Source organism: Phyllobacterium calauticae, from assembly GCF_019991125.1.
Classification (GTDB): domain Bacteria; phylum Pseudomonadota; class Alphaproteobacteria; order Rhizobiales; family Rhizobiaceae; genus Phyllobacterium; species Phyllobacterium calauticae.
The window spans coordinates 460,722-482,401 of the sequence record NZ_JAGENB010000003.1 but is presented as its reverse complement, the minus strand read 5'-3'; the positions used below and the strand labels follow the sequence as shown (position 1 = coordinate 482,401).

Annotated in this window: 21 protein-coding genes; 7 read left to right on the top strand and 14 right to left on the bottom strand. The window is 57.5% G+C overall.

The features are described 5' to 3' along the window. Positions 1–158: 158 nt before the first annotated feature. From J1W56_RS14230 to tam, 4 genes are all read right to left on the bottom strand, one after another. Positions 159–1,382 carry an argininosuccinate synthase gene (locus J1W56_RS14230; protein ID WP_223613924.1) on the bottom strand — a complete coding sequence of 408 codons (1,224 nt, stop codon included), beginning with the start codon at positions 1,380–1,382 and terminating at the stop codon, positions 159–161. Between the two features lie 118 nt (positions 1,383–1,500). Then, complete coding sequence (locus tag J1W56_RS14225; RefSeq protein WP_223613923.1) at positions 1,501–3,201, bottom strand: ArnT family glycosyltransferase; 1,701 nt, start codon at positions 3,199–3,201, stop codon at positions 1,501–1,503. 112 nt (positions 3,202–3,313) lie between these two features. Beyond that, positions 3,314–4,105 carry a phosphatase PAP2 family protein gene (locus tag J1W56_RS14220; RefSeq protein WP_223613922.1) on the bottom strand — a complete coding sequence of 264 codons (792 nt, stop codon included), beginning with the start codon at positions 4,103–4,105 and terminating at the stop codon, positions 3,314–3,316. Between the two features lie 206 nt (positions 4,106–4,311). Further along, positions 4,312–5,145, bottom strand: a complete 834-nt coding sequence (gene tam / locus J1W56_RS14215) for a trans-aconitate 2-methyltransferase (protein ID WP_223613921.1) — start codon at positions 5,143–5,145, stop codon at positions 4,312–4,314. Positions 5,146–5,242: 97 nt separating this feature from the next. Here tam and J1W56_RS14210 point away from each other — a divergent pair, with 97 nt between their 5' ends. Further along, positions 5,243–6,193: a LysR family transcriptional regulator gene (locus J1W56_RS14210; protein WP_223613920.1), complete on the top strand. Its 951-nt coding sequence runs from the start codon at positions 5,243–5,245 to the stop codon at positions 6,191–6,193. Positions 6,194–6,264: 71 nt separating this feature from the next. Next, complete coding sequence (locus J1W56_RS14205) at positions 6,265–6,906, top strand: LysE family translocator (RefSeq protein WP_223613919.1); 642 nt, start codon at positions 6,265–6,267, stop codon at positions 6,904–6,906. A gap of 6 nt (positions 6,907–6,912) precedes the next feature. On the opposite strand, the gene J1W56_RS14200 is transcribed toward J1W56_RS14205, so the two are convergent. From J1W56_RS14200 to J1W56_RS14180, 5 genes are all read right to left on the bottom strand, one after another. Then, positions 6,913–7,350: a hypothetical protein gene (locus J1W56_RS14200; protein WP_223613918.1), complete on the bottom strand. Its 438-nt coding sequence runs from the start codon at positions 7,348–7,350 to the stop codon at positions 6,913–6,915. Then, positions 7,347–8,528: a 23S rRNA (adenine(2503)-C(2))-methyltransferase RlmN gene (gene rlmN, locus J1W56_RS14195; RefSeq protein WP_223614135.1), complete on the bottom strand. Its 1,182-nt coding sequence runs from the start codon at positions 8,526–8,528 to the stop codon at positions 7,347–7,349. Before rlmN ends, J1W56_RS14200 begins: the two co-directional genes overlap by 4 nt. 179 nt (positions 8,529–8,707) lie before the next feature. Beyond that, positions 8,708–9,211 (bottom strand): invasion associated locus B family protein, encoded by a 504-nt coding sequence (locus J1W56_RS14190; protein ID WP_223613917.1) that lies wholly within the window; start codon positions 9,209–9,211, stop codon positions 8,708–8,710. A gap of 296 nt (positions 9,212–9,507) precedes the next feature. Continuing rightward, positions 9,508–9,888, bottom strand: coding sequence for a YkvA family protein (locus J1W56_RS14185; protein WP_223613916.1), 381 nt, complete (start codon positions 9,886–9,888; stop codon positions 9,508–9,510). A gap of 78 nt (positions 9,889–9,966) precedes the next feature. After that, entirely contained in the window at positions 9,967–10,263 is a 297-nt protein-coding gene (locus tag J1W56_RS14180) for a 4a-hydroxytetrahydrobiopterin dehydratase (protein ID WP_223613915.1), read from the bottom strand. 56 nt (positions 10,264–10,319) lie between these two features. Here J1W56_RS14180 and J1W56_RS14175 point away from each other — a divergent pair, with 56 nt between their 5' ends. After that, complete coding sequence (locus J1W56_RS14175; protein ID WP_223613914.1) at positions 10,320–10,790, top strand: low molecular weight protein-tyrosine-phosphatase; 471 nt, start codon at positions 10,320–10,322, stop codon at positions 10,788–10,790. Here J1W56_RS14175 and thpR read toward each other — a convergent pair. Continuing rightward, positions 10,742–11,335: an RNA 2',3'-cyclic phosphodiesterase gene (thpR, locus tag J1W56_RS14170; RefSeq protein ID WP_105734179.1), complete on the bottom strand. Its 594-nt coding sequence runs from the start codon at positions 11,333–11,335 to the stop codon at positions 10,742–10,744. The genes J1W56_RS14175 and thpR overlap by 49 nt on opposite strands. 220 nt (positions 11,336–11,555) lie before the next feature. Beyond that, the gene (locus J1W56_RS14165) at positions 11,556–12,236 is read right to left on the bottom strand and encodes an arylesterase (RefSeq protein ID WP_223613913.1); all 681 of its coding nucleotides are present in this window, start codon (positions 12,234–12,236) and stop codon (positions 11,556–11,558) included. Positions 12,237–12,306: 70 nt separating this feature from the next. On the opposite strand from J1W56_RS14165, the gene J1W56_RS14160 reads away from it, so the two are divergent. From J1W56_RS14160 to J1W56_RS14145, 4 genes are all read left to right on the top strand, one after another. Continuing rightward, the gene (locus J1W56_RS14160; protein ID WP_223613912.1) at positions 12,307–13,011 is read left to right on the top strand and encodes an ABC transporter ATP-binding protein; all 705 of its coding nucleotides are present in this window, start codon (positions 12,307–12,309) and stop codon (positions 13,009–13,011) included. Next, complete coding sequence (locus J1W56_RS14155; protein ID WP_223613911.1) at positions 13,008–15,572, top strand: ABC transporter permease; 2,565 nt, start codon at positions 13,008–13,010, stop codon at positions 15,570–15,572. The genes J1W56_RS14160 and J1W56_RS14155 overlap by 4 nt, the downstream gene beginning before the upstream one ends. A 191-nt stretch (positions 15,573–15,763) precedes the next feature. Beyond that, on the top strand, positions 15,764–16,540 hold the full coding sequence (locus tag J1W56_RS14150) for a Bax inhibitor-1/YccA family protein (RefSeq protein WP_223613910.1): 777 nt from the start codon (positions 15,764–15,766) through the stop codon (positions 16,538–16,540). A 99-nt stretch (positions 16,541–16,639) separates the two neighbouring features. Continuing rightward, positions 16,640–17,188: a GNAT family N-acetyltransferase gene (locus J1W56_RS14145; RefSeq protein WP_223613909.1), complete on the top strand. Its 549-nt coding sequence runs from the start codon at positions 16,640–16,642 to the stop codon at positions 17,186–17,188. Positions 17,189–17,194: 6 nt separating this feature from the next. On the opposite strand, the gene J1W56_RS14140 is transcribed toward J1W56_RS14145, so the two are convergent. The 3 genes from J1W56_RS14140 to acnA form a co-directional block, all read right to left on the bottom strand. After that, entirely contained in the window at positions 17,195–17,566 is a 372-nt protein-coding gene (locus J1W56_RS14140) for a DUF2794 domain-containing protein (RefSeq protein ID WP_223613908.1), read from the bottom strand. A gap of 395 nt (positions 17,567–17,961) precedes the next feature. Continuing rightward, positions 17,962–18,732, bottom strand: a complete 771-nt coding sequence (locus tag J1W56_RS14135) for a DUF1223 domain-containing protein (protein WP_223613907.1) — start codon at positions 18,730–18,732, stop codon at positions 17,962–17,964. A gap of 207 nt (positions 18,733–18,939) precedes the next feature. After that, entirely contained in the window at positions 18,940–21,627 is a 2,688-nt protein-coding gene (gene acnA / locus J1W56_RS14130; protein ID WP_223613906.1) for an aconitate hydratase AcnA, read from the bottom strand. Positions 21,628–21,680: the final 53 nt, after the last annotated feature.

Here is a 21,680-nt window from a genome sequence, read left to right as displayed (position 1 = left end):
GGCTCCGTCATGGCTGATGAACTCTGGCTTTAACATCTAAGCTCGCAATCGAGTGATCACAAGTCGGCAGGCACAGAAAGCGCGGCACGAAAGTATATCCAATGGTCAGCCAACAAAAAACGGGGCTTGCGCCCCGTTCTCAGTCGATATTTGCAGGATCAGCTGTTGCGCTTGCGGGCAGCCAGCGTGCGCAGGCGCAGGGCGTTGAGGCGGATAAAGCCCGCCGCGTCCTTCTGATCATAGGCGCCGCGATCATCCTCGAAAGTCACGAGCGCATCGGAATAAAGTGACTTCTTCGACTTGCGGCCGGATATCATGACATTGCCTTTGTACAGCTTCAGGCGCACGACGCCCTCCACATCTTCCTGGCTCTTGTCAATCATGGCCTGCAGCATTTCGCGTTCCGGCGAATACCAGAAGCCATTGTAGATCAGTTCCGCATAGCGTGGCATGAACTCATCCTTGAGGTGCGCTGCACCGCGATCCAATGTGATCGACTCCATGGCGCGATGGGCAGCGAGAAGGATCGTGCCGCCGGGGGTTTCGTAAACGCCGCGCGATTTCATGCCAACGAAACGGTTCTCGACCAGATCAAGGCGACCGATACCGTTGTCGCGGCCGAGATCGTTGAGCGTTTTCAGCAATGTTGCCGGCGAAAGCGGTTTGCCATCGATAGCGACGGCGTCGCCCTTCTCGAAGGCAATTTCGATTTCCGTGGCCTTGTCGGGCGCTTCCATCGGCGAAATCGTGCGCTGATGCACGTATTCCGGCGCTTCCTGCCACGGATCTTCCAGAACCTTGCCTTCGGATGAGGAGTGTAGCAGGTTTGCATCGACGGAGAAGGGGGCTTCGCCGAGCTTGTCCTTGGCGATCGGAATCTGGTGTTCGCGGGCAAATTCCAAAAGATCGGTGCGTGACTTGAATGTCCAGTCGCGCCACGGGGCGATAACCTTGATATCAGGATTCAGCGCATAGGCGGAAAGCTCGAAACGAACCTGGTCATTGCCCTTGCCGGTCGCCCCATGGGCGATGGCATCGGCTCCGGTGCGGGCGGCAATCTCAACGAGATGCTTCGAAATCAGCGGCCGTGCAATGGACGTGCCGAGCAAATAGACGCCTTCATAGACGGCATTGGCACGGAACATCGGGAACACGAAGTCGCGCACGAATTCTTCACGCACATCTTCGATATAGATTTCCTTGATGCCGAGCATTTCGGCTTTCTTGCGCGCTGGTTCCAGCTCTTCGCCCTGGCCGAGATCGGCAGTGAAGGTAACGACTTCCGCACCCAGTTCCGTTTGCAACCATTTGAGGATAATCGATGTATCGAGACCGCCGGAATAGGCCAGCACGACTTTCTTGACGTCTTTCCACTTGTTCATTCTGTTTCCCTGACCGCTGTGCAGTCTCGCTGTCGTTTGGTGAAGATGGAGGTTCTTTTATCAGGTGAGGGGATGTTGGCAAGATCGGCTTTGGCTGCAGCGGACCTGCACGGGGAAATCAGCTGCGGATAGCCACGTAACCGTGCTCACCATATCGCTCACGGGCCTCCTGCAACGTGCCCGTTTTCAGCGCGGAAATGAAATCCTGCATGTGAATGCGCCGCCAGCCGGCTGTAACCTCCTCCACGGCAAAACCTCGTTGTGCCAATGCATCTGCAATGTGCTTGTCGGTCGAAAGAACAACTTTCACGCCGGGATCAATCTCTGCAGGCGGAAACACGGTCGTTTGCCTGAATTGTGCATCAAAATTGGCGTGAAGCCGGATTTTCGCAGCGTCCAGCACGGGTCCGACGAAGAGGACTTGGTTCTCCTGGAGATGCAATGTGTTGATCCTCGCCGCGAGAGGCTTGCCGATGTCCGGTACAAGCAGAGCCTTTGCAACGGGGGTAACGGCTAATGTGCTGGCCATGGCAAGCACGGCGGCGGAGGCTGCCAGACCATGCATTTTCAGGCCGGCGTTAACGACCCACAGCGTCGTCATGACGCCTGCGATCCCGGCTGCCAATCCTGCCACATATAGTGGCGACAGCAATTGCATCCCGACCAAGAATACGCCGGCGATAGGGATGGCTGCAAACAGGATGATGATGCGCAATACCCGCCGAACCAATTTTTCGAAGCGGGGATCTGTCACTTCCTGAAACCCGCAGGCGAGAAGCACGCAAAGCAGCGGTATAACGGGAATGACGTAACGGTGAGAGGGAAGGCTATTGAGGGAAAAAATAATCGAAACGGCAATGATCCAGCCGAGGAAGAAGGGGGCTATGCCGTTGAGTGAATCCCTCTCCAGTCTCAGTCCCGCTTTCCGCGCGCCATAGAAAAGCAACCCCAGCCAGACAAATGTCGGACCGATGAGGCCAGCGAAGCTGTGGATCAATCCCATGGCGATGATATCCGGATTGACATTGATCTTGTCTGAAATCTGGTCGGCAACGAAATCGGCCGAAAGCATACTTGGTGTGTGCAGAGACTGATAGATGAACCAGACGCCGACGATGCCGAGGCACACGGCGATTGTCAGGGGCTGCCACAGGCGATGGCTGCGCTGCCGCAGCGCCGGCACGGCCATGCAATAGACCAGGATGTAGCCGAGCATTGCCACGGGAAGGAGGCCCTTGGCCAGGATCGCCAATCCCGTACCCGCATAGGCAAGAATGCCGTAGACGTGGTGATGGTCATCACGGAAGAGAAGGCCGACAAAGCCGAGCATGCCGATGAGCATGAACATGGTCAGGGGCATGTCAGGAATGGCGTTGACACAGGCGCGCAGGAAGACGGCATTCGTTGCCAGAAGCGAAGCTGCAAGCAATGCCGTCCGGTCATTGCGCGTGATAGTGCGGGCCAGGCAGAACGTGATCAGCAGCGTGGCCGCCCCGGCTATCAGCCACAGGAAGCGCGATCCGAGCACGGAGATCCCGAAGATTTTCATACCGGCTGCGCTCATCCAGTATGTGAGGGGCGGCTTTTTCAGCCGGACATCGCCCTCCGCCGTATGCGGTGTCAGGTAATCGCCCGTGTGCAGCATGATGACAGCACCATTGGAGTAATGGCGTTCGTCGGGAAAATGTGTGATGAGGTTGCTGGCAAGCGGGAGAAGGCTCACGATCAGGGCCAAGGCCAACATGAGAACAAAGCGCCGGCTTGCAGCCGAATCCACCGCATCGTCCGAAATGCTCAGGCTTGGATTCTTCTGAAGCATCGTCTGATTGTCGCGCTTGTTGTTGTCCCCTCAGTTTTAATAAACCGAACGAACAGTAGCGCCAATAAAAATTTATGTCTTCAACAGGGGACGTACTATGCGGTTTCAGCGGTTACTTGATTCTCTGTTTGGATGTGCCACGCCAATGCCCCGTCCATGACTCGCAAATCGTGGTCAGCACGCAGAAGACAATCACGGTTGAAAGAGACCCAAGGACGACGTCGGAGAGATAGTGCCGGCCAAAAGCAACGCGAAGGAAATCGGTGGTTATGATGATAGCAGCGATGGGCCACATGAGCTTTTTCCTTGTCTGATGGGGCCACAAGGGCAAAAGGCAGACAAGCCAAGCTATCCCGGCAGCTTCCCCGGAAATAAAGGAGCAATTGTGCTGGCAGACGTGCGACCATTCAGCCGCCGCCACGAAGGGCTGCTCCCCGCCGAAAAGCCATGTGTTCGCGGGCCGCGGACGTCCGATGAATTCCTTCATGAATGCGTTGACCAACAGACCGGGGCCAATGGCCAGCGTAAGAAGCGATACGATTGATATGCGAATGCGCTCGTGATTCCAGCGGAGACCGGAGGCAACATCGCGCAGCGCGATGGTGACGACCACCGAAGCGGCCACGATGGGCAGGGCATAGAAGACACGCCGCAGTGTCTTGAAAAGCGGCACCGATGCGGCAGGAAAATCCCCGCAAATTTTTGCGGTCGCAGTGGCGATGCAGTCAGAGCTCAGGAAGAAAAACGACGAAACGGCCTTGTCGATCTCAGGCGCGCGGTTAAACAGGATGGCCAGGGCCGCCCACACGAGGATAAGGCTGATCGCAAGGGCTGGCTGGCTCCAAACGCCGAAGCCATAGAGCGCTTTACCGCATGAAGCAGATGTTGTTCGGTAATAGACCATGCGGCTCTCAAAGGCTGAAAAACTTGCCTGTTCTGGCTTGCGATGATTGCAGTGTCATTACAGAGCATATTTTTCCAGTGACTGCAGAAAAGTATTTAATTAAGGCCGCGCAATGTCAGTATTTTGATGTCTTAAATGCAAATAGCGGCCATTGGGCCGCCATGGGTATGGAAAATCCGTGCCTCAGATAGGGCGTGAATGCCGCCTTAGCGGGTAGCTACCATGAAAAGCCGCGGGAAAGGCAGCAAAACCGTGCCGTCAGGCAGAGCCGGATAAGCTTCCGCAACTGCGTCCGTATACCGTTTGAGATAGGACGCCCGTTCGGTTTCATTGAGCGGGTCCAGATATGGCCGCAGGCCCGTTCCTTTAAACCATTCGACCACGGCTGCAGCTCCTCCGGCAAGCGGGTGGTGGTAAGTGGTTTGCCAGATATCAACCCTGGACGCTATCGGCCGCAGGATTCGGTAATACCACTCCGCGCTCTGCCGCGGCGACCTTTGCCCTGCCGATTCTGCCAGTTTGGCCGCCCATGGGCCGTCAGCGGCTATTTCCCGTATCAGACGGTGTGTGGGTTCATCCAGATTGTTCGGAATCTGGATTGCGAGGCTGCCGTCCACGGCCAGTTTGCTGACAAGGGCTGGCAACAGGGTGGCGTGGTCCGGAAGCCATTGCAGCACCGCATTGGCAAGAATGACATCATAGGGTCCCTGTGCATCCCATCGTGCGATATCAGCGACGTCGAAGCGGATTTCAGGAAGCCGTTTGCGGGCTGCTTTGACCATATCCTCGGAGCTGTCCATTCCCGTTGCAACTGCCCTGGGAAAACGGGCAATGAGGACTTCCGTGGAATTGCCGGGACCGCAACCGATATCAATCACGGATCGGGCGTATACGCCGGGTACTGCCGTCAGGAGATCGCGGACTGGACGTGTCCGCTCATCTTCAAATTTCACATATTGTTCGGCTGACCAGCTCACAACGGGTTTCCTTTTTGTTGCCCGCCGGATAGGCGGGGACGATAGGGGCAAGTCATGGCGCATCGCTTGGCCCCAAAGCAGTGCATTGGCAGAATAGGCTTTCTGCCTTATGATTTCCAATGCATACTTTTTACGATTTCAATACTTTTAAGGTATGGTAATGATTGATCTGCGGCGTCTTCGCGCTTTTGTTGTCTTGGCAGAGGAAGGCCATGTGACGCGGGCTGCCGAGCGGTTGGGTATACAGCAACCGCCGCTGACGCGGCTCCTGCAGGGGCTGGAGGCGGAACTGGGTGTACTCCTGATGCACCGCATGCCGCGCGGCGTTCGTCCCACCGAGGCCGGAAAAGTGCTGCTTGATGAAGCCAAGATCATTCTGGAGCGCGCCAATGGTGTTGCCGATATGGTTCACCGGGCGGCACGCGGCGAACAGGGCCGTCTGGCCATCGGCTTCACCAGCTCTGCTGCCCTGCATCCTTTCGTGCCGAAAGCGTTGCGGGCTTTTCATGAAAGCCTGCCGAAACTTTCCGTCGTGCTGGAAGAAGCCGGTACGGCTGAGTTGGTGGATGCGCTCATGCATGAACGGCTCGACGCAGCCTTCATTCGCTCTCCCGTAGGACGCACGCCGGGCCTGCGGATCGATGCCGTGCTGGAGGAACCGATGCTCGTCGCGCTGCCGATGGGGCATAGGCTGGCGCGGGATACTGCCTCGCGGCTGCTGCTGACAGAATTGGCCACCGAACCCTTCATTCTCTATCGCCGCACCGCAGGGCCAGGCCTCTATGACACCATTCTGACCGCATGCCGGGAGGCGGGGTTCAGCCCGGCTGTCGCGCAGGAGGCACCGCGCTTGACCGCAACGCTGAGCCTGGTGGCTGCAGGATTCGGTATTTCCCTCGTGCCTGCATCGATGCGGCGCCTTGGCGGCGACGATATCGCCTACCGGGCGGTTGCGGGCAGTTCCAAACTGATAGCCCCGTTGCTTCTGGCCATGCGGCAGACGCATCCGGCACCGGCCCTCGCGCAATTTCGCGGTCTCGTGCAGCGCATGACAGCAGAAATGCGCGCAGCGAATCTGGCTGATGCCGCGGCGGATCGGGGAAATCGCTAGACCCCTCAGAATCGGGTGGCCAAAAGGACGGTTCCGCGTTAGCTTCCCCCAGTTTTTCGACGGAGCCTCCCATGACCTTCATTCCCGAATGGCCGATTATCCTGCAGTTCGCGATTGCAACCTTTGTTCTTTCGATTACTCCGGGTCCCGATATGACGCTTTTCGTGGGGCGGGCTCTTTCCGAGGGAAAAGCGGCCGGGTTTGCGTGTCTGTCCGGTGCCAATTGCGGAATTGTGGTGCATACAACAATGGTCGCACTCGGCCTTTCCGCGTTGATTATCGCATCGCCATCCGCATTCCTTGCGCTGAAAGTCGTTGGTGCGGGTTATCTCGTGTGGCTCGCCTTTCAGGCTATCCGCAAGGGATCAGCCTTTTCTCCGGAGAAGAAGAGCGGCCCGTCGCACACATTGTTCCAGAATTGGCTGACGGGGATCGGCATCAATCTGCTCAACCCCAAGATCATCCTGTTCTTCATGACGTTTCTGCCGCAGTTCGTGTCGGCAAGCGATCCGCATGCGCCGGGCAAGCTTTTCTTCCTTGGCCTGCTGTTCATCCCGCTGTCTTTGCCGGTGGTAACGCCGATGATTCTTGCGGCTGACCGGTTTGCCGGTCTTCTCAAGAAGAACCCGACGGTTACGCGGGTGACCGATTGGCTGTTTGCCGGGGTGTTTTCGGCCTTTGCGACAAAAATCCTGATGGCTCAGGCGAAGTAGGCGCCTCTATGCGGTGGGGCCGCCGGAGCGCGGGGGCATCACCAGCCCGGCGCTTCGCCCGGAAACAAGCCAATAGACAAAGCCCCCGACAACGCCGGTGGCGAGGATGGCCGCGAATGTGTCGATGTCTTCGGTCTGTGGCCGCCACTTCCAGACGATGATGACAACGGCGGTCGCTGCACCGCCAAGGGCGTAGAACAACAAGTCCCGCCACGCGGTCAGTTCAGCAAACAAGATGAGGATACAGGCGGGAATGAAGACGCTGTAGCCAATCATCGTGGCAAAGATCGGAACCGTGGAATACAGGAATGGGCCTTCGCTTCCGATGGCTTCCGTGCTGCCGAGCCAGAGAAGGTTGAGAAACAACGATGCGGCGAAGGTCGCGCAAACGAAACCGAAAACGATCAGGGCAAAGCGGAAGATATAGAAGGCGATCTGGCTCAATCTTCACCGTGCCCTGCGATCATGGCAGCCTCAAATGCCAAACGCTCTGTCTTCTTCATTCGTTCCGATTCCGACTTCAGCTGACCGCATGCCGCCAGAATATCGCGGCCTCGGGGGGTGCGGATGGGTGAAGCATAACCGGCATTGTTGACGTAGTCAGCGAATTTCTCGATCTGCTCCCATTCCGAGCACTGGTAATTGACGCCAGGCCAGGGGTTGAAGGGAATGAGATTGATCTTGGCGGGAATGCCTTTCAGCATGCGCACCAGTTCCTTGGCATCAGCCAGCGAGTCGTTCACCCCCCTGAGCATCACATATTCGAAAGTAATGCGCTTGGAGTTGGACAGGCTTGGATAGGCCCGGCAGGCATCCAGCAGTTCCTTGAGCGGATATTTCTTGTTGATCGGCACCAGCATATCGCGCAGGTCATCGTTTACCGCATGCAGGGAAATGGCAAGCATGACGCCGATTTCCTCACCGGTGCGATAAATCTCCGGCACGACGCCCGATGTCGACAGCGTGATACGCCGCTTCGACAGAGATAGGCCGTCACCGTCGGAGGCAATCAGCAGTGCTTTCTTGACGTTCTCGAAATTGTAGAGCGGTTCGCCCATGCCCATCATGACGATATTGGAGACCTTGCGGCCTTCGGCGGGAACAATGGCACCGTCCGGTGTGTTCCGGTCCGGAAAATCGCCGAGCCGGTCACGGGCAATCAGCAACTGCGAGAGAATTTCTTCCGCCGTCAGGTTGCGCACCAGTTTCTGGGTGCCCGTATGGCAGAAGGAGCATGTGAGCGTGCAGCCGACCTGGCTGGAAATGCACAGCGTGCCGCGGCCTTCCTCGGGAATATAAACGGTTTCGATCTCCACCGGCCGGCCGGCACCGCGCGGCGGAAAGCGAAAAAGCCATTTGCGCGTGCCGTCAGTGGAAATCTGTTCCTCGACGATTTCTGGCCGGGCAATGGTGAAATGCCGGTCGAGGAGCTCGCGCATATCGCGGGAAATGTTGAGCATATCGGCAAAATCCGATACACCGCGGACATAGAGCCAGTGCCAGAGCTGGGCGACGCGCATCTTGACCTGACGCTCGGCTACGCCGATTTCGGCCAAAGCCTCGCCCATCTCCGCACGGGACAGGCCGATCAGTGTCGGCTTGCCATTCATGGCGGCAAGCATGGCATCACGGGATTTCTCCCGGGCGAAGGACTGTGTCTCAGGCAAAACGGACATTGGGTTTTCTAACGTTCTCTAGTGAAGCGCGGCTCATATCATGTTCTGGCCGTTCCGTCACCTCCACAAGCAAAAAGGCCGGACACGTGCTGTCCGGCCTCTGCAAAAAAGAAGATTCAGGCGGTTTACTTGCAGGTGGCGATGGCTTTGAGCGCCGCCGATACGCCCTTGAGCGAATAGGTGTAGCTGGTCTTTGTCCCGCGCTTGGAAACCGCGGCGATGGACATGGTATGGCCGGTACGCAGCGCCGCCACAAGCTGGGGTTCTTCCGCTGCGTTTTCCATCCAGCCATGGCTGCCATTGGTGAACATGGAGAAGCTGCGTGAATCGATGGTGACCGTCACTTTCGAATTGACCTGAAGGTCGTACCCGGCCTTGAATTGCGGTTCGAAGCTGACGTTCTGGCCGGGCTTCTGGCTGACCATGAAGAAGTTGTCACCGTGATCAATCTTTGCTGGCTGCTTGTCGACCGGTACGGACAGGACATAGCAAACCTTGCCCTTGCCCTGCTGGTAGCTATAGGCGCCCCATGCGTTGAACTGGCTGATCTGACTTGGGGTCTGGGCAAGAGCCGTCCCTGTCAGCCCAAGCATGAGCACAGAGGTCGCTGCGATTGATTTTCCAAACATGTTACCTACCAGTTTTTATCGTTCATTTCATAACTGACGAACCGGCAAGAGCCGCCAGGCCCCACTGTCCAGTTCGCTTTCTCTTAATTTGACTTAATCTGGGTTACCAAACGGTGAAGACGGGGTCAAAAAAGCGATTTTGTCAGCGAGAAGATCACGTTGTCCGTGCAAAATCCCACGGTGGCACTCCAGCGGAATAAAAGCGGCGACACTTTGACAATTCATCCCATCACGCGGATGTGATGCAAAAACGGCTGGTAATGGTTCCGGATTCTCCGGACTTACCGCCCGATATCCTAGTTGTCCTTGTCGAGGTTCTCGATTGCTTTCTTTGCCGCCTCACGATGCGCTGGTGTCACATGGTTGCGAATGGCATTCAGTGCAGCCATCAGCACCGCAGCGTCGTCGGTAAAGCCAAGGCCCACAATGAAATCGGGAATGATGTCGAACGGCATGACAAAGTAGGCAAGCGCGGCAAAAAGCGTACCGCGAACCCATGTCGGAGTTGCAGGGTCCAAGGCACAGTAATACCCGGCAATCACTTCGTCGAGAAAGGGGATGGACTTGGCGGCCTTGCGCGCAGTTTTCCAGAACCGGGCGCGCACGGTTTCTTCGCGGGCACGCTGTTCATACGTGCTGCCCGGCCGCAGAATTTCACCAATCTTGACGTCGTCCATTCCTCTTCCTTCTGGTCTGTTCAGGAGACAACATGGGAAGACACGCCTGTTGCTGCAAGAGTTTTGTCGATATTATCGTCAAAGGGCGGCGAAACGGTCCATCGCCCGGGCCATTGTGACATCAAGTTCAGTGATGCCATCGGCGTCGTGGGTGGCAAGGGTGACGTCAACGCGATCGTAGACATTGAACCATTCGGGATGATGGTCCATCTTTTCGGCGATAAGGGCCACACGGGCCATAAAGCCGAATGCCGCGTTGAAATCCTTGAATTTGAATGATTTGTTGATTGCCTCGCGGTCACCAGTCCTGGACCAGCCGGTCAGCTCCTGCAATGCCTTGTCGAGTTCGCTGGGATTTAACCGGTTGCGCGCCATGCTGTGTTTCCTCATATACGGTCATTGCTTTGCTTCCAACCATAGTGCAACGGCCCATGAAAACCCATCCACTTCGCTCTGTCCTTTTTGTCTGTCTGGGCAATATCTGCCGGTCGCCGCTGGCGGAAGGTGTGTTCCGGTCGGTCCTTGCAGCAGAAGGAAAAGACCGGGGCATCCATATCGATTCCGCCGGAACCAATGGCTATCACACGGGCGAGGCGCCCGATGAGCGCTCCATCCTGGCGGCCAGGCAACACGGGATCGATATCTCAGACCAGCGTTGCCGGCAGCTCAAGGCGGAGGATTTCGTGAGTTTTGATCTGATCCTTGGCATGGACCGCGCCAACGTCGCAGCCATTCAGGCCCGGCGACCGGCCAATGCGACCGCCGAGACCGGGCTCTTCAGTGAAATCGCACTTGGCGAAGCCAGTCAGATACCCGACCCCTATTACGGCACCCAGGCCGATTTCGAACGGGTTTATCGGATGGTTCTCAAGGCCTCCAAAGGCCTCTCGAAGCGTTTCTGATAGGTGCGTGCCGATTCCAGCGGCCATGCTTCCTCGACGATGTAGGGGCCGCCGCCGACGGAATCGCGTGATGACATCAGGACAAAGCGCCCGATGGTGAAGGGCATGGTGGAAAAGTTGCCGCGCGAGGCGAGATAATGCGCCACTTCTTCGTTGCGGGCATTGCGCAAGCGCGCCAGCGTGACATGCGGCGTGAATTTCCGCGGATCGGCCGGCAGCATCAACCGCTGGCAAATGCGCTCGATTTCCGCATGCAATGCCTGAATATCAGGGGAGGGCGAAACGGCGGCAAATACGCTGTGGGGTTTCTTGGACCCGAATGCGTTGACGCCCGAAAGCTGCAGGGTGAATTCCGGCCGCCTTATCCGATCAAGCGCGTTGGCGACCTCGTCGGCCACATGGCCTTCGACATCACCGATGAAGCGCAGCGTGATGTGATAGTTTTCAACATCGATCCATCGGGCACCTGGCAAACCACCGCGCAAGAGCGACAGTGAGAGAGCGGCGTCCCTCGGGATCTCGAGGGCAGTAAAGAGACGCGGCATAAGGCATCCTCCCCGAATCGAGTTGTAACCTCAGGGAATCATTGAATGAGTCCAAGAGCAAGGCACAATTTCACATTCTTTTGCGCCGCGACAAATAAGACACGCAAGATGTGGTGTGAAGATGACAACAATGTGGATAGCTTGCCCTTGAAGTTAAGGGCATCGGGATGATCAAATAGGCCCTGGGCCTGTCTTGCCCAAGGGCTCTACAGAGAAAGCCTCACTGCTCGGTGTCGGATGTGTCCGAGGTAACCGTTGGCTGTTTGATGGTCTTCTGCATGATGGGAAGGAACCCCTTCACCATAACCGCAACGCCTTGGGTGGTCGGGTGCATTCCATCCGCCTGCAGCAGCGAGGCCTGTGTCGCAATACCCTCCATGAAGAACGGATAAAGCGGAACATCGTATTTCTTGGCGAGATCCGGGAAGATCGCGTTGAATTTCTCTTCGTAGTCGCCGCCCATGTTCGGCGGAGCAAGCATCCCGGCGAGTATCACCTGAATTTTGCGCTTCTGCAGCTTTTCGATCATCTCGGCCAGATTCTTTTCGCTGATCTCCGGCGAGATGCCGCGCAATGCGTCATTGGCACCCAGCTCGAGGATGACGAGATCGGTGCCATCCGGGACGGACCAATCAAGGCGTGCAAGGCCCCCGGTCGTAGTATCTCCGGCGACACCGGCATTGGCGATCGAAATCTCGACGCCCTTGTCTTTCAAGGACTTTTCCAGCTGCGCGGTGAAGGAATCCTGCACGGGAAGCTCGAAACCGGACATCAGGCTGTCGCCGAACCCGACAACGGAGAGAGCGTGGACGGACACGGGATTTTGATTGGCCAAGGTCAGAGAGGGCAGGGCAACAAGGCCGAGCGACACAACGATCTTTATCAATGGTTTGAATATCATGTTCGGGTACCCATATCTGACCGGATGCGACTTAAGTCAGTGTCGACCATAGCGTAAAGGATCTGCATTCGTGACTAAATCTGTCATCACACTCGATCACATTGAGTTGACTCTCGGGACGGGTGCTTCCTCGGTGCATGTGCTCAAGGGCATATCCCTTGCCATCGTCGGCGGGCAATCGGTGGGCATCGTCGGGCCTTCGGGCTCGGGAAAGTCGACCTTGCTGATGGTGCTGGCCGGACTTGAGCGGATCGATTCCGGCTCAGTCGAGATTGCCGGGCAAAAACTGGAGACGATGAGCGAGGATGCAACGGCAGCCTTTCGCGGCAAGAACATCGGGATCGTTTTTCAGTCCTTCCACCTCATTCCCAACATGACCGCGCTGGAAAATGTCGCTGTTCCGTTGGAGCTGGCGGGGCATCCCGACGCTTTTGAGATCGCTCGGCGTGAGCTGGCCGCGGTCGGCCTGGCAGACCGTGTCACCCACTATCCCGGCGAACTGTCCGGCGGCGAACAGCAGCGCGTGGCCATCGCCCGCGCCCTTGCGCCATCACCGAAAATCCTGATTGCCGATGAGCCAACCGGCAATCTTGATACGACGACCGGCCGGCAGATCGCCGATCTGCTCTTCCAGAAACAGAAGGATCTCGGTCTCACCCTGGTGCTGGTCACCCATGATCCGGCGCTTTCGGCCCGCTGCGATCGCGAGATCAAAGTCCGTTCAGGACTGATCGAGGCGGATGAAGACGCCCCGCAACTGAAGAAAACCGCATGAGTGTCAACGGTTCCGCTGCATCGCCGTCGCTCAAGCTGGCCCTGCGTTTCGCATTGCGCGAAATGCGCAATGGCCTGTCGGGGTTCTATATTTTTCTTGCCTGCATTGCACTTGGCGTAGCCGCGATTGGCGGCGTCAATTCGGTGGCCAATTCGGTCACATCGGGCATTTCCACGCAAGGGCAGGGCATACTTGGCGGAGATATCCGCTTTCAGCTCAATCAGCGCGAGGTCAATGCGGAAGAACGTGCCTTTGTTGAAAGCAAAGGACGTGTCGCGGTCGCTGCCAACATGCGTTCCATGGCCCGGCTGGCCGATGGTTCCGATCAGTCTCTGGTGGAGGTGAAAGCCGTCGACAATGCCTATCCGCTTTACGGATCGCTAGATACCGCGCCGAAGCTGGATAAGGGCGCTCTCTTTGGCGAAAAGGATGGTGCATTTGGCGCTGCCGTTGCCCAGATTTTTCTCGACCGGCTCAATCTGAAGCTCGGTGATCGGGTCTTGCTTGGCTCAGCGACATTTGAATTGCGGGCGGTGATCGACAACGAGCCGGATGTATTGTCGGACGGTTTTGGGTTTGCGCCGCGTTTTCTTGTCTCGCTTGACGGATTGCGCGCCGCGGGCCTGGTTCAACCGGGCAGTCTGGTCGAACACAGCTACAAGATTGCCCTGCCGGCAGGTGCCAGCGAGGCAGATATTGCAAGCATTCGCAATGAAGCGCAGGAAAAATTCCCGCAGGCCGGCTGGACCATCCGCAGCCGATCCAATGCCGCTCCATCGCTGAGTGCCAATGTCGAGCGGTTCTCGCAGTTCCTGACATTGGTCGGGTTGACGGCACTGATCGTCGGCGGTGTCGGCGTGGCCAATGCGGTCCGGGCTTATCTCGACGCAAAACGCGGTGTCATTGCCACGTTCAAGTCGCTGGGTGCGCCGGGCTGGTTTGTCATCGCCGTCTATCTCATTCAGATCGTGCTGATTGCCCTGCTCGGTATCGCCGCTGGCTTGATCCTGGCTGCAATCATTCCCTACGTCGCAGGCTACGCCCTGCAGAGCGTGCTGCCCATTGCAGCCAAGGGCGGCTTTTATCCGGGCGCACTGGCGTGGGCCGCACTGTTCGGCCTGTTGACCACATTGGCGTTTGCCATCCTGCCCCTGGGCCGGGCACGCGATATTCCGGCGACGGCCTTGTTCCGCGAACAGGGTTTTGATCAGCGCGGCTGGCCAAAACCTGTCTATATCGCGGTGGCGGCTGTTCTTGTCGCCACGCTTTGCGTCCTGGCGGTGGTGTTCGCCTATGACCGGCGTATTGCCGTCACGTTCATCGGTGCGGTCGCTTTTTCGTTCCTTGTGCTACGCGCTGTCTCCAGCCTTGTACAGTGGCTGGCGCGGCGTGCGCCGCGGGTTCGCTCCACGGCGCTTCGCCTTGCCATCGGCAATATTCACCGGCCCGGCGCGTTGACGCCGTCGGTCGTCCTGTCGCTCGGATTGGGACTGACACTGCTGGTGACGCTGGCGTTGATCGATGGCAGCTTGCGCCAGCAGCTCGCCGGCAACTTGCCGGAACGGGCACCGAACTTTTTCTTTGTCGATATCCAGAGTACGCAGGTCGACCAGTTCACCAGCCTTCTGCAGAAGGCTGCGCCGCAAGGCAAGATTGTCAGCGCGCCAATGCTGCGCGGCCGCATCGTTGCCTTCAACGGCACGGATGTCGGCAAGCTGACCATACCGCCGGAAGGGGCATGGGTGTTGCGTGGGGATCGCGGTATTACCTACGCCAAGAAGATACCGGAAAACTCGGTGCTGACAGCGGGTACCTGGTGGCCCGAAGGTTACACCGGCGAGCCGCTGGTATCCTTCTCGGCCGAGGAGGCGCGTAACCTTGGCCTCAAGCTTGGCGATACGGTCACCGTCAATGCGCTCGGCCGCAACATCACGGCGCGCATTGCCAACTTCCGGCAGGTGGAGTGGGAATCGCTTGCGATCAATTTCGTCATGGTGTTCTCGCCCAATGCTTTTGCCGGTGCCCCGCATGCCTGGCTTGCCACGCTCACCGATCCCTCTGCGACAACACAGGAAGAGGCCACGGTCATGCGTGATGTGACCCGGGCTTTTCCCGCCGTCACGTCCGTGCGGGTGAAGGATGCCATTAGCATTGCCAATGAGCTGGTCGGACAGCTGGCGGTTGCGATCCGCGCCGCGGCGTCGGTGGCTCTGATCGCCTCCATCCTTGTGCTCGGCGGCGCGCTTGCGGCCGGCAACCGCGCCCGCGTGCATGACGCGGTGGTGCTGAAAACCCTTGGCGCCACGCGGCGCACTCTGATCAAGGCATTCAGCTACGAATATGTCATCCTGGGGCTGGCGACAGCGACTTTCGCGCTCCTGGCGGGCGGATTGGCGGCCTGGTATGTGGTTGTGCGGGTGATGAAGCTGCCTGCATCATTCCAGCCGGAAGTGGCGGTTTCCACGCTGGTCCTGGCGCTGGTTTTGACCGTCGGATTTGGCCTAGCGGGAACCTGGAGAATCCTTGGTCAAAAGGCGGCTCCAATCCTGCGAAACCTCTGAAATCGTTAAAAAAGCGTAATATGCGAGCGTTTTGCCCGCATTTGCCCGCCAAACACGCGATCTTGAGTAAAACAGGTCTTGTTATCGCCCCGCTGAATCCCCATAATTCACCGCAAGGCATGCTGGGGTCCCGCCAGCGGCGCCTGGGAATAACCCCCGACACCCGACGGGACGAAGCAATGAGGAAAACCATGGCTGACTATCGCAACATCCAGGCCCGTACATCGGCCGGAGTGCGTGTGGACGCGGGGATCGATCAAGGTCTACGCAGCTACATGCTGAAGGTCTACAATCTGATGGGGATCGGTCTCGCAGTGACCGGTCTTGCCGCGCTTGCAATTGTTTATCTCGCAACCACCAATGACGCATCACTTGCCGCGCATCAATTGCCGAATGGCAAGATGCTGACCAGCCTTGGCGTGGCGCTTTACGGCTCGCCCCTGCGTTGGGTTGTTATGCTCGCACCGCTCGCAGCGGTGTTCTTCTTGAGCTTCCGCATTGAGAAAATGAGCGTTTCGGCGGCCCAGACAACCTTCTGGGTTTATGCTGCGCTCGTCGGTGTTTCTCTGTCATCGATCTTCCTTGTCTATACATCGGGAAGCATCGTGCAGACATTCTTCATCACCGCTGCATCCTTTGGTGCGCTGTCGCTCTACGGCTACACGACGAAGCGCGATCTCTCCGGAATGGGTTCGTTCCTGTTCATGGGTCTGATCGGCATTCTCCTTGCCGGTGTGGTCAACATCTTCCTGCAGTCCAGTGCTTTGCAGTTTGCAATCTCTGCGATCGGCGTTCTGGTCTTTGCGGGTCTGACGGCCTATGACACCCAGAGCATCAAGGAAATGTACTATGAAGGTGACAGCTCGGACACCTATGGCCGCAAGGCGATCATGGGTGCGCTGCGCCTCTATCTCGACTTCATCAACATGTTCATGTTCCTGTTGCAGTTCCTCGGCAACCGCAACTGATCCTGGACGTTATGAACGAGTGAAAAAGGGCAGCGGAAACGCTGCCCTTTTTCTTGGCGGCATTGCATTCATCCGGTATTTTTGCGATCGATTGCGGTCATGATCAGCATTCATATCCGCCCGGCACAGCCCGCTGACCTGCCCGCTATCACCGCAATCTATCGCGATGCGGTTCTGCATGGTACGGCCACCTACGAGATCGAGCCGCCCGCGCTGGCGGAGATGACCAAGCGGTTCCATACCATCACCAGTGATGGTTTCCCCTACAGCGTGGCAGAGATGGACGGCATCGTGAGCGGCTACGCCTATGCCAGTTATTTCCGTACCCGCCCGGCCTATTGGTGGAGTGTCGAGGATTCGATCTACATTGCGCCGCAAGCCAAGGGCAAAGGCATGGGCAAAGCCTTGCTTCAACGCTTGATCATCGATTGCACAGCGCTTGGATTTCGCCAGTTCATCGCTGTTATCGGTGATGGTCACGCTGCGTCAGCGTCGGTGCGCCTGCATACCAGTTGTGGTTTCAGGCATTGCGGCACCATTGAAGGATCGGGTTTCAAGCACGGCCGCTGGCTGGATACGGTTCTCATGCAGCTTGATATGAATGGCGGGACCACGACCCTCCCGGGGCCGGCCCCTTTGAGAGGCTGAGCAGCTCTAGCTCCGCACAACCCGCAGCGATTTGTCGAAGATCCTGAGTACCCTGTCGAGCTCCGTGCCGCGCTTAAGAATAAGACCGCTCGCGGCAATCACGCTATAGGCGCCTTGCTTGCGGGCCAGCCGCGGATTTTTCTCGATCCGGAACATCGGCACTTCACTGGTTCGGCGAAACACAGAGAACACAGCCCGGTCATTCAGGTGGTCAATGGCATAATCGCGCCATTCGCCTGCTGAAACCATGAAGCCGTATATTCTGAGGATTTGATCAAGTTCCCGCCGATTGAATGTAACGGGGAGATCACGTGCGCCGGAGAGTGAAATGAGTTTCGCCTGCTGTTGCGATTCGTCGCCACCTGCATTGCTGTCCATCAATCAATCCGCCCTTAGATTTGCCGTATGACAACTGGATGACAGAAGGGTGACCTGTTCCGCCCGCATTTACAAGCCTGTAAGTGTCAGGGCGCGCGCAATTGAACGCAAAAATGTCGCTGCTACTGTGCCTTTCACAAAGGAATACGCCCTGTTTCCATTGGTGATGTCTGGCCACAGTTTCGCCATGTTGCACTCGCATTGCCGCCGGATTTCAGACCCACCTTCAGTCCGTTGTCTGAGACGGTTCGGTCTTGAGCGGTCCGATACCCCAAGCCCCCCGCCCAAACGGGCTGTTCTGGCCGAACCATTCAGTCTCTCAATGGCAACAAGCCCCAAGACTTCAGGCTGGTTTTACCAGCCTTTTTTCTTGCCTACAGAAATGCTCTTTAAAATCAGGGCTTTGTCATGATCGAGGCGCCAATGATAGGCCCCGGTTTGCCTTCACCAAGCATTTCCTGCAACAGGACAGCGCAGCCGGAAGCCTTCTTGCTGGCGATTTCGGTCAGCGGAATTTCGATCTTCTGGGATTTGCCATCCCACATGCCAACGGTTTCCATCGCGCGGACGCTGTTGGCGTAGCTGACATTGCGCCCGCCGTTCTCGCCATCGGGTATGGAAACAATGGTTTCCTTATTGAAATAGGCAAGAAGAACGCGCACAGGATTTTTTGCGGCAGGCCCCTCACCAATATTGATCACCAGGCGATCCGGAGAGGTTTTTTCGATCGATACGGGAATTGTCAGGCCAGAATCACTATTGCGCATCTCATCGATTCGGCGCCGGATTTTACCGCCGTCCTGACCGTTTACATGCTCGCGGCCATTGAGGATTGCCTGCGGTGTGTAAACACCTGTCAGTCCGAGTGCCTTGCGATAGGCATTCTGCCGCGCGGTATTTTCGGGCAGGGCGAGATTGTCCACCCACCCGCGATAATCCCAATAGTCAACATGGAAGGCCAGTGCGACGACTTTCCCTTCCGCGACCAGCTGTTTGAGGACGGCATCGGCAGGTGGGCATGAGCCGCAGCCTTGCGAGGTATAAAGCTCAACCACGCCATCCGGTTTCGTGCCGATGCTCCCGGCATAAACCGGCCACGGGAACCCTGCCGCTACAAGGAGCGGGCAGGCGATCAGAATGGCTTTGAGCAGAGGGCGCAGGGTCAAGGGTACGAGCTTTCTTCCCGAATTTTTCTTTGATCTTGTATGAGAGTGATTGCCAGACAATTGATAGGGATGCGTTTTATCAAGAGGAAGTCACTTTGAGGTGAATTCGATCACGTTTACAGGCAAAACCATATAATTATTGGCGAAATCGCGAAAAAAAGACCGCCGGTTGCCCGGCGGTCTCCGATTTCAGAGCTTTTCGCTGCTTCAGGCGGCGAGATCGCGCAGCACGTACTGCAGGATGCCGCCGTTCTTGAGGTATTCCAGCTCATCGATTGTATCGATACGGCAGATCAGCGGTACCTGCTTGACCGTACCGTCGACGAACGTCACCGTGGCATGGGTTTTCTGGCGCGGCTGGATTGTGGCAAGACCTTCGATCGAAACCGACTCGTCGCCCTTCAGGCCAAGCGACTGCCAGCTCGTGCCCTCTTCCAGCACGAAGGGGACGATGCCCATTCCCACGAGATTCGAACGATGGATACGCTCGAAAGACTGGGAAATCACAGCGCGAACGCCGAGAAGGTTCGTGCCCTTGGCAGCCCAGTCACGCGATGAACCATTGCCGTATTCGATACCGGCAAAGATGACCAGCGGGACATTCTCGCTGCGGTACTGCATGGCGGCATCATAGATCGGCATTTCCTCTTTCGAGGGGTAATGGATCGTGTACCCGCCTTCGCGGCCATTTTCGCCAAGCATGTGGTTGCGGATACGGATGTTGGCGAACGTGCCGCGCATCATCACTTCATGGTTGCCGCGACGCGTGCCGTACTGGTTGAAATCCAGGGGTGCCACACCGTGATCGGTCAGGTACTTGCCGGCAGGCGAGGCTGCCTTGATCGAACCGGCCGGAGAGATGTGGTCGGTGGTGATCTTGTCGCCGAAGAGACCAAGGATACGCGCACCCTTGATATCGTTGACGATGCCGGGTGTCTTGCCCATGCCGACAAAGTAGGGCGGGTTCTGTACATAGGTCGAGTTGTCGTCCCATGCGTATGTCTGGCCAGCCGGCACCTTGACGTCCTGCCAGTTCTGGTCGCCCTTGAACACATCCGCATATTTGGATGCGAATAGCTTGCGGGTGACGTTCTTGGTGATGAACTCCTGAATCTCGTGCGAAGACGGCCAGATATCCTTGAGGAACACCGGGTTGCCGTCCTGGTCTTCGCCAAGCGGCTCGGTTGTCAGGTCCTTGGTGACCGAACCGGCCAGGGCATAGGCAACAACCAGCGGCGGAGAAGCCAGGTAGTTTGCCTGGACGTCCGGCGAAACGCGGCCTTCGAAGTTGCGGTTGCCGGAAAGCACGGCTGCAGCGATCAGACCCTTGTCATTGATGGTCTTGGAGATCGGTGCAGGCAGCGGGCCGGAATTGCCGATGCAGGTGGTGCAGCCGAAACCGACCAGATTGAAGCCGAGCTTGTCGAGCTCAACCTGCAGGCCGGCATTTTCAAGATAGGCGGCTACAACCTGCGAGCCGGGCGCCAGTGACGTCTTCACCCAGGGCTTGGACTTCAAACCCTTGGCAGCTGCATTGCGGGCGAGAAGGCCGGCGGCAATCAGCACGCTCGGGTTCGAGGTGTTGGTGCAGGAGGTGATCGCCGCAATGGCAACGTCGCCATGGCCGAGATCATAGTCTTCGCCTTCAACCGGATAACGGGCATCAAGCTGCGTGGTCTTCTTGTATTCCTTCTGCAGCGATTCATGGAAACCGGAGGCAATGCCCTCGAGGGCGATACGGCCTTCCGGACGCTTCGGGCCGGCCATGGACGGCACCACGGTTCCGAGATCGAGTTCCAGCGTGTCGGTGAAAACAGGATCGGCCGAGCCGGGTTCGCGCCACATGCCCTGCGCCTTCGAATAGGCTTCGACCAGTGCCAGACGCTCTTCGTCGCGGCCGGACATATGCATGTAGTTGATGGTTTCGCGGTCGATCGGGAAGAAGCCGCAGGTGGCGCCGTATTCCGGGCCCATATTGCCGATGGTGGCACGATCAGCCAGCGTCATGCTCTCGAGGCCGGGGCCGAAGAACTCGACGAACTTGCCGACGACGCCCTTCTTGCGCAGCATCTGAACCACGGTGAGCACGAGATCGGTTGCCGTGACGCCTTCCTTGACCTTGCCGGTCAGGCGGAAGCCGATGACTTCAGGCAAGAGCATGGAAACCGGCTGACCCAGCATGGACGCTTCCGCTTCGATGCCGCCAACGCCCCAGCCCAAAACGCCAAGACCATTGACCATGGTCGTGTGCGAATCAGTGCCAACGCAGGTATCGGGGTAGGCGACGGTGACGCCGTCTTCTTCCTTGGTCCAGACTGCCTGGGCCAGATATTCAAGGTTGACCTGATGGCAGATGCCCGTGCCCGGAGGAACAACGCGGAAATTCTTGAATGCCTGCTGGCCCCACTTCAGGAAGCGGTAACGTTCGCCATTGCGCTCGTATTCGAGATCGACATTGCGCTTGAAAGCCTGCGGATTGCCGAACTCGTCAACAATCACCGAGTGATCGATAACCAGATCAACCGGGACGAGCGGATTGATCTTTTCCGGGTCGCCGCCAAGGTTGACCATGGCATCGCGCATTGCTGCAAGGTCCACGACCGCAGGAACGCCAGTAAAGTCCTGCATGAGAACACGGGCCGGGCGATAGGCGATTTCAGCGCCGGCACTGCCGCGATCGACAAGCCATTTGGCGACGTTTTCGATGTCCTTCTTGAAAACCGAACGATTGTCTTCAAAGCGAAGCAGGTTTTCGAGGAGCACTTTCATGGAGAAGGGGAGCTTGGAAATGCCTTCCAGGCCGTTTTTCTCAGCTTCGGTCAAGCTGTAATAGACATATTCCTTATCCCCTACGGATAGGGTTTTACGGCATTTGAAACTGTCGATTTGAGACATGTTGCGTCGTCCTTATGCTACTGGCCTCACCCGGGACGAACGCCTTTGCCGCG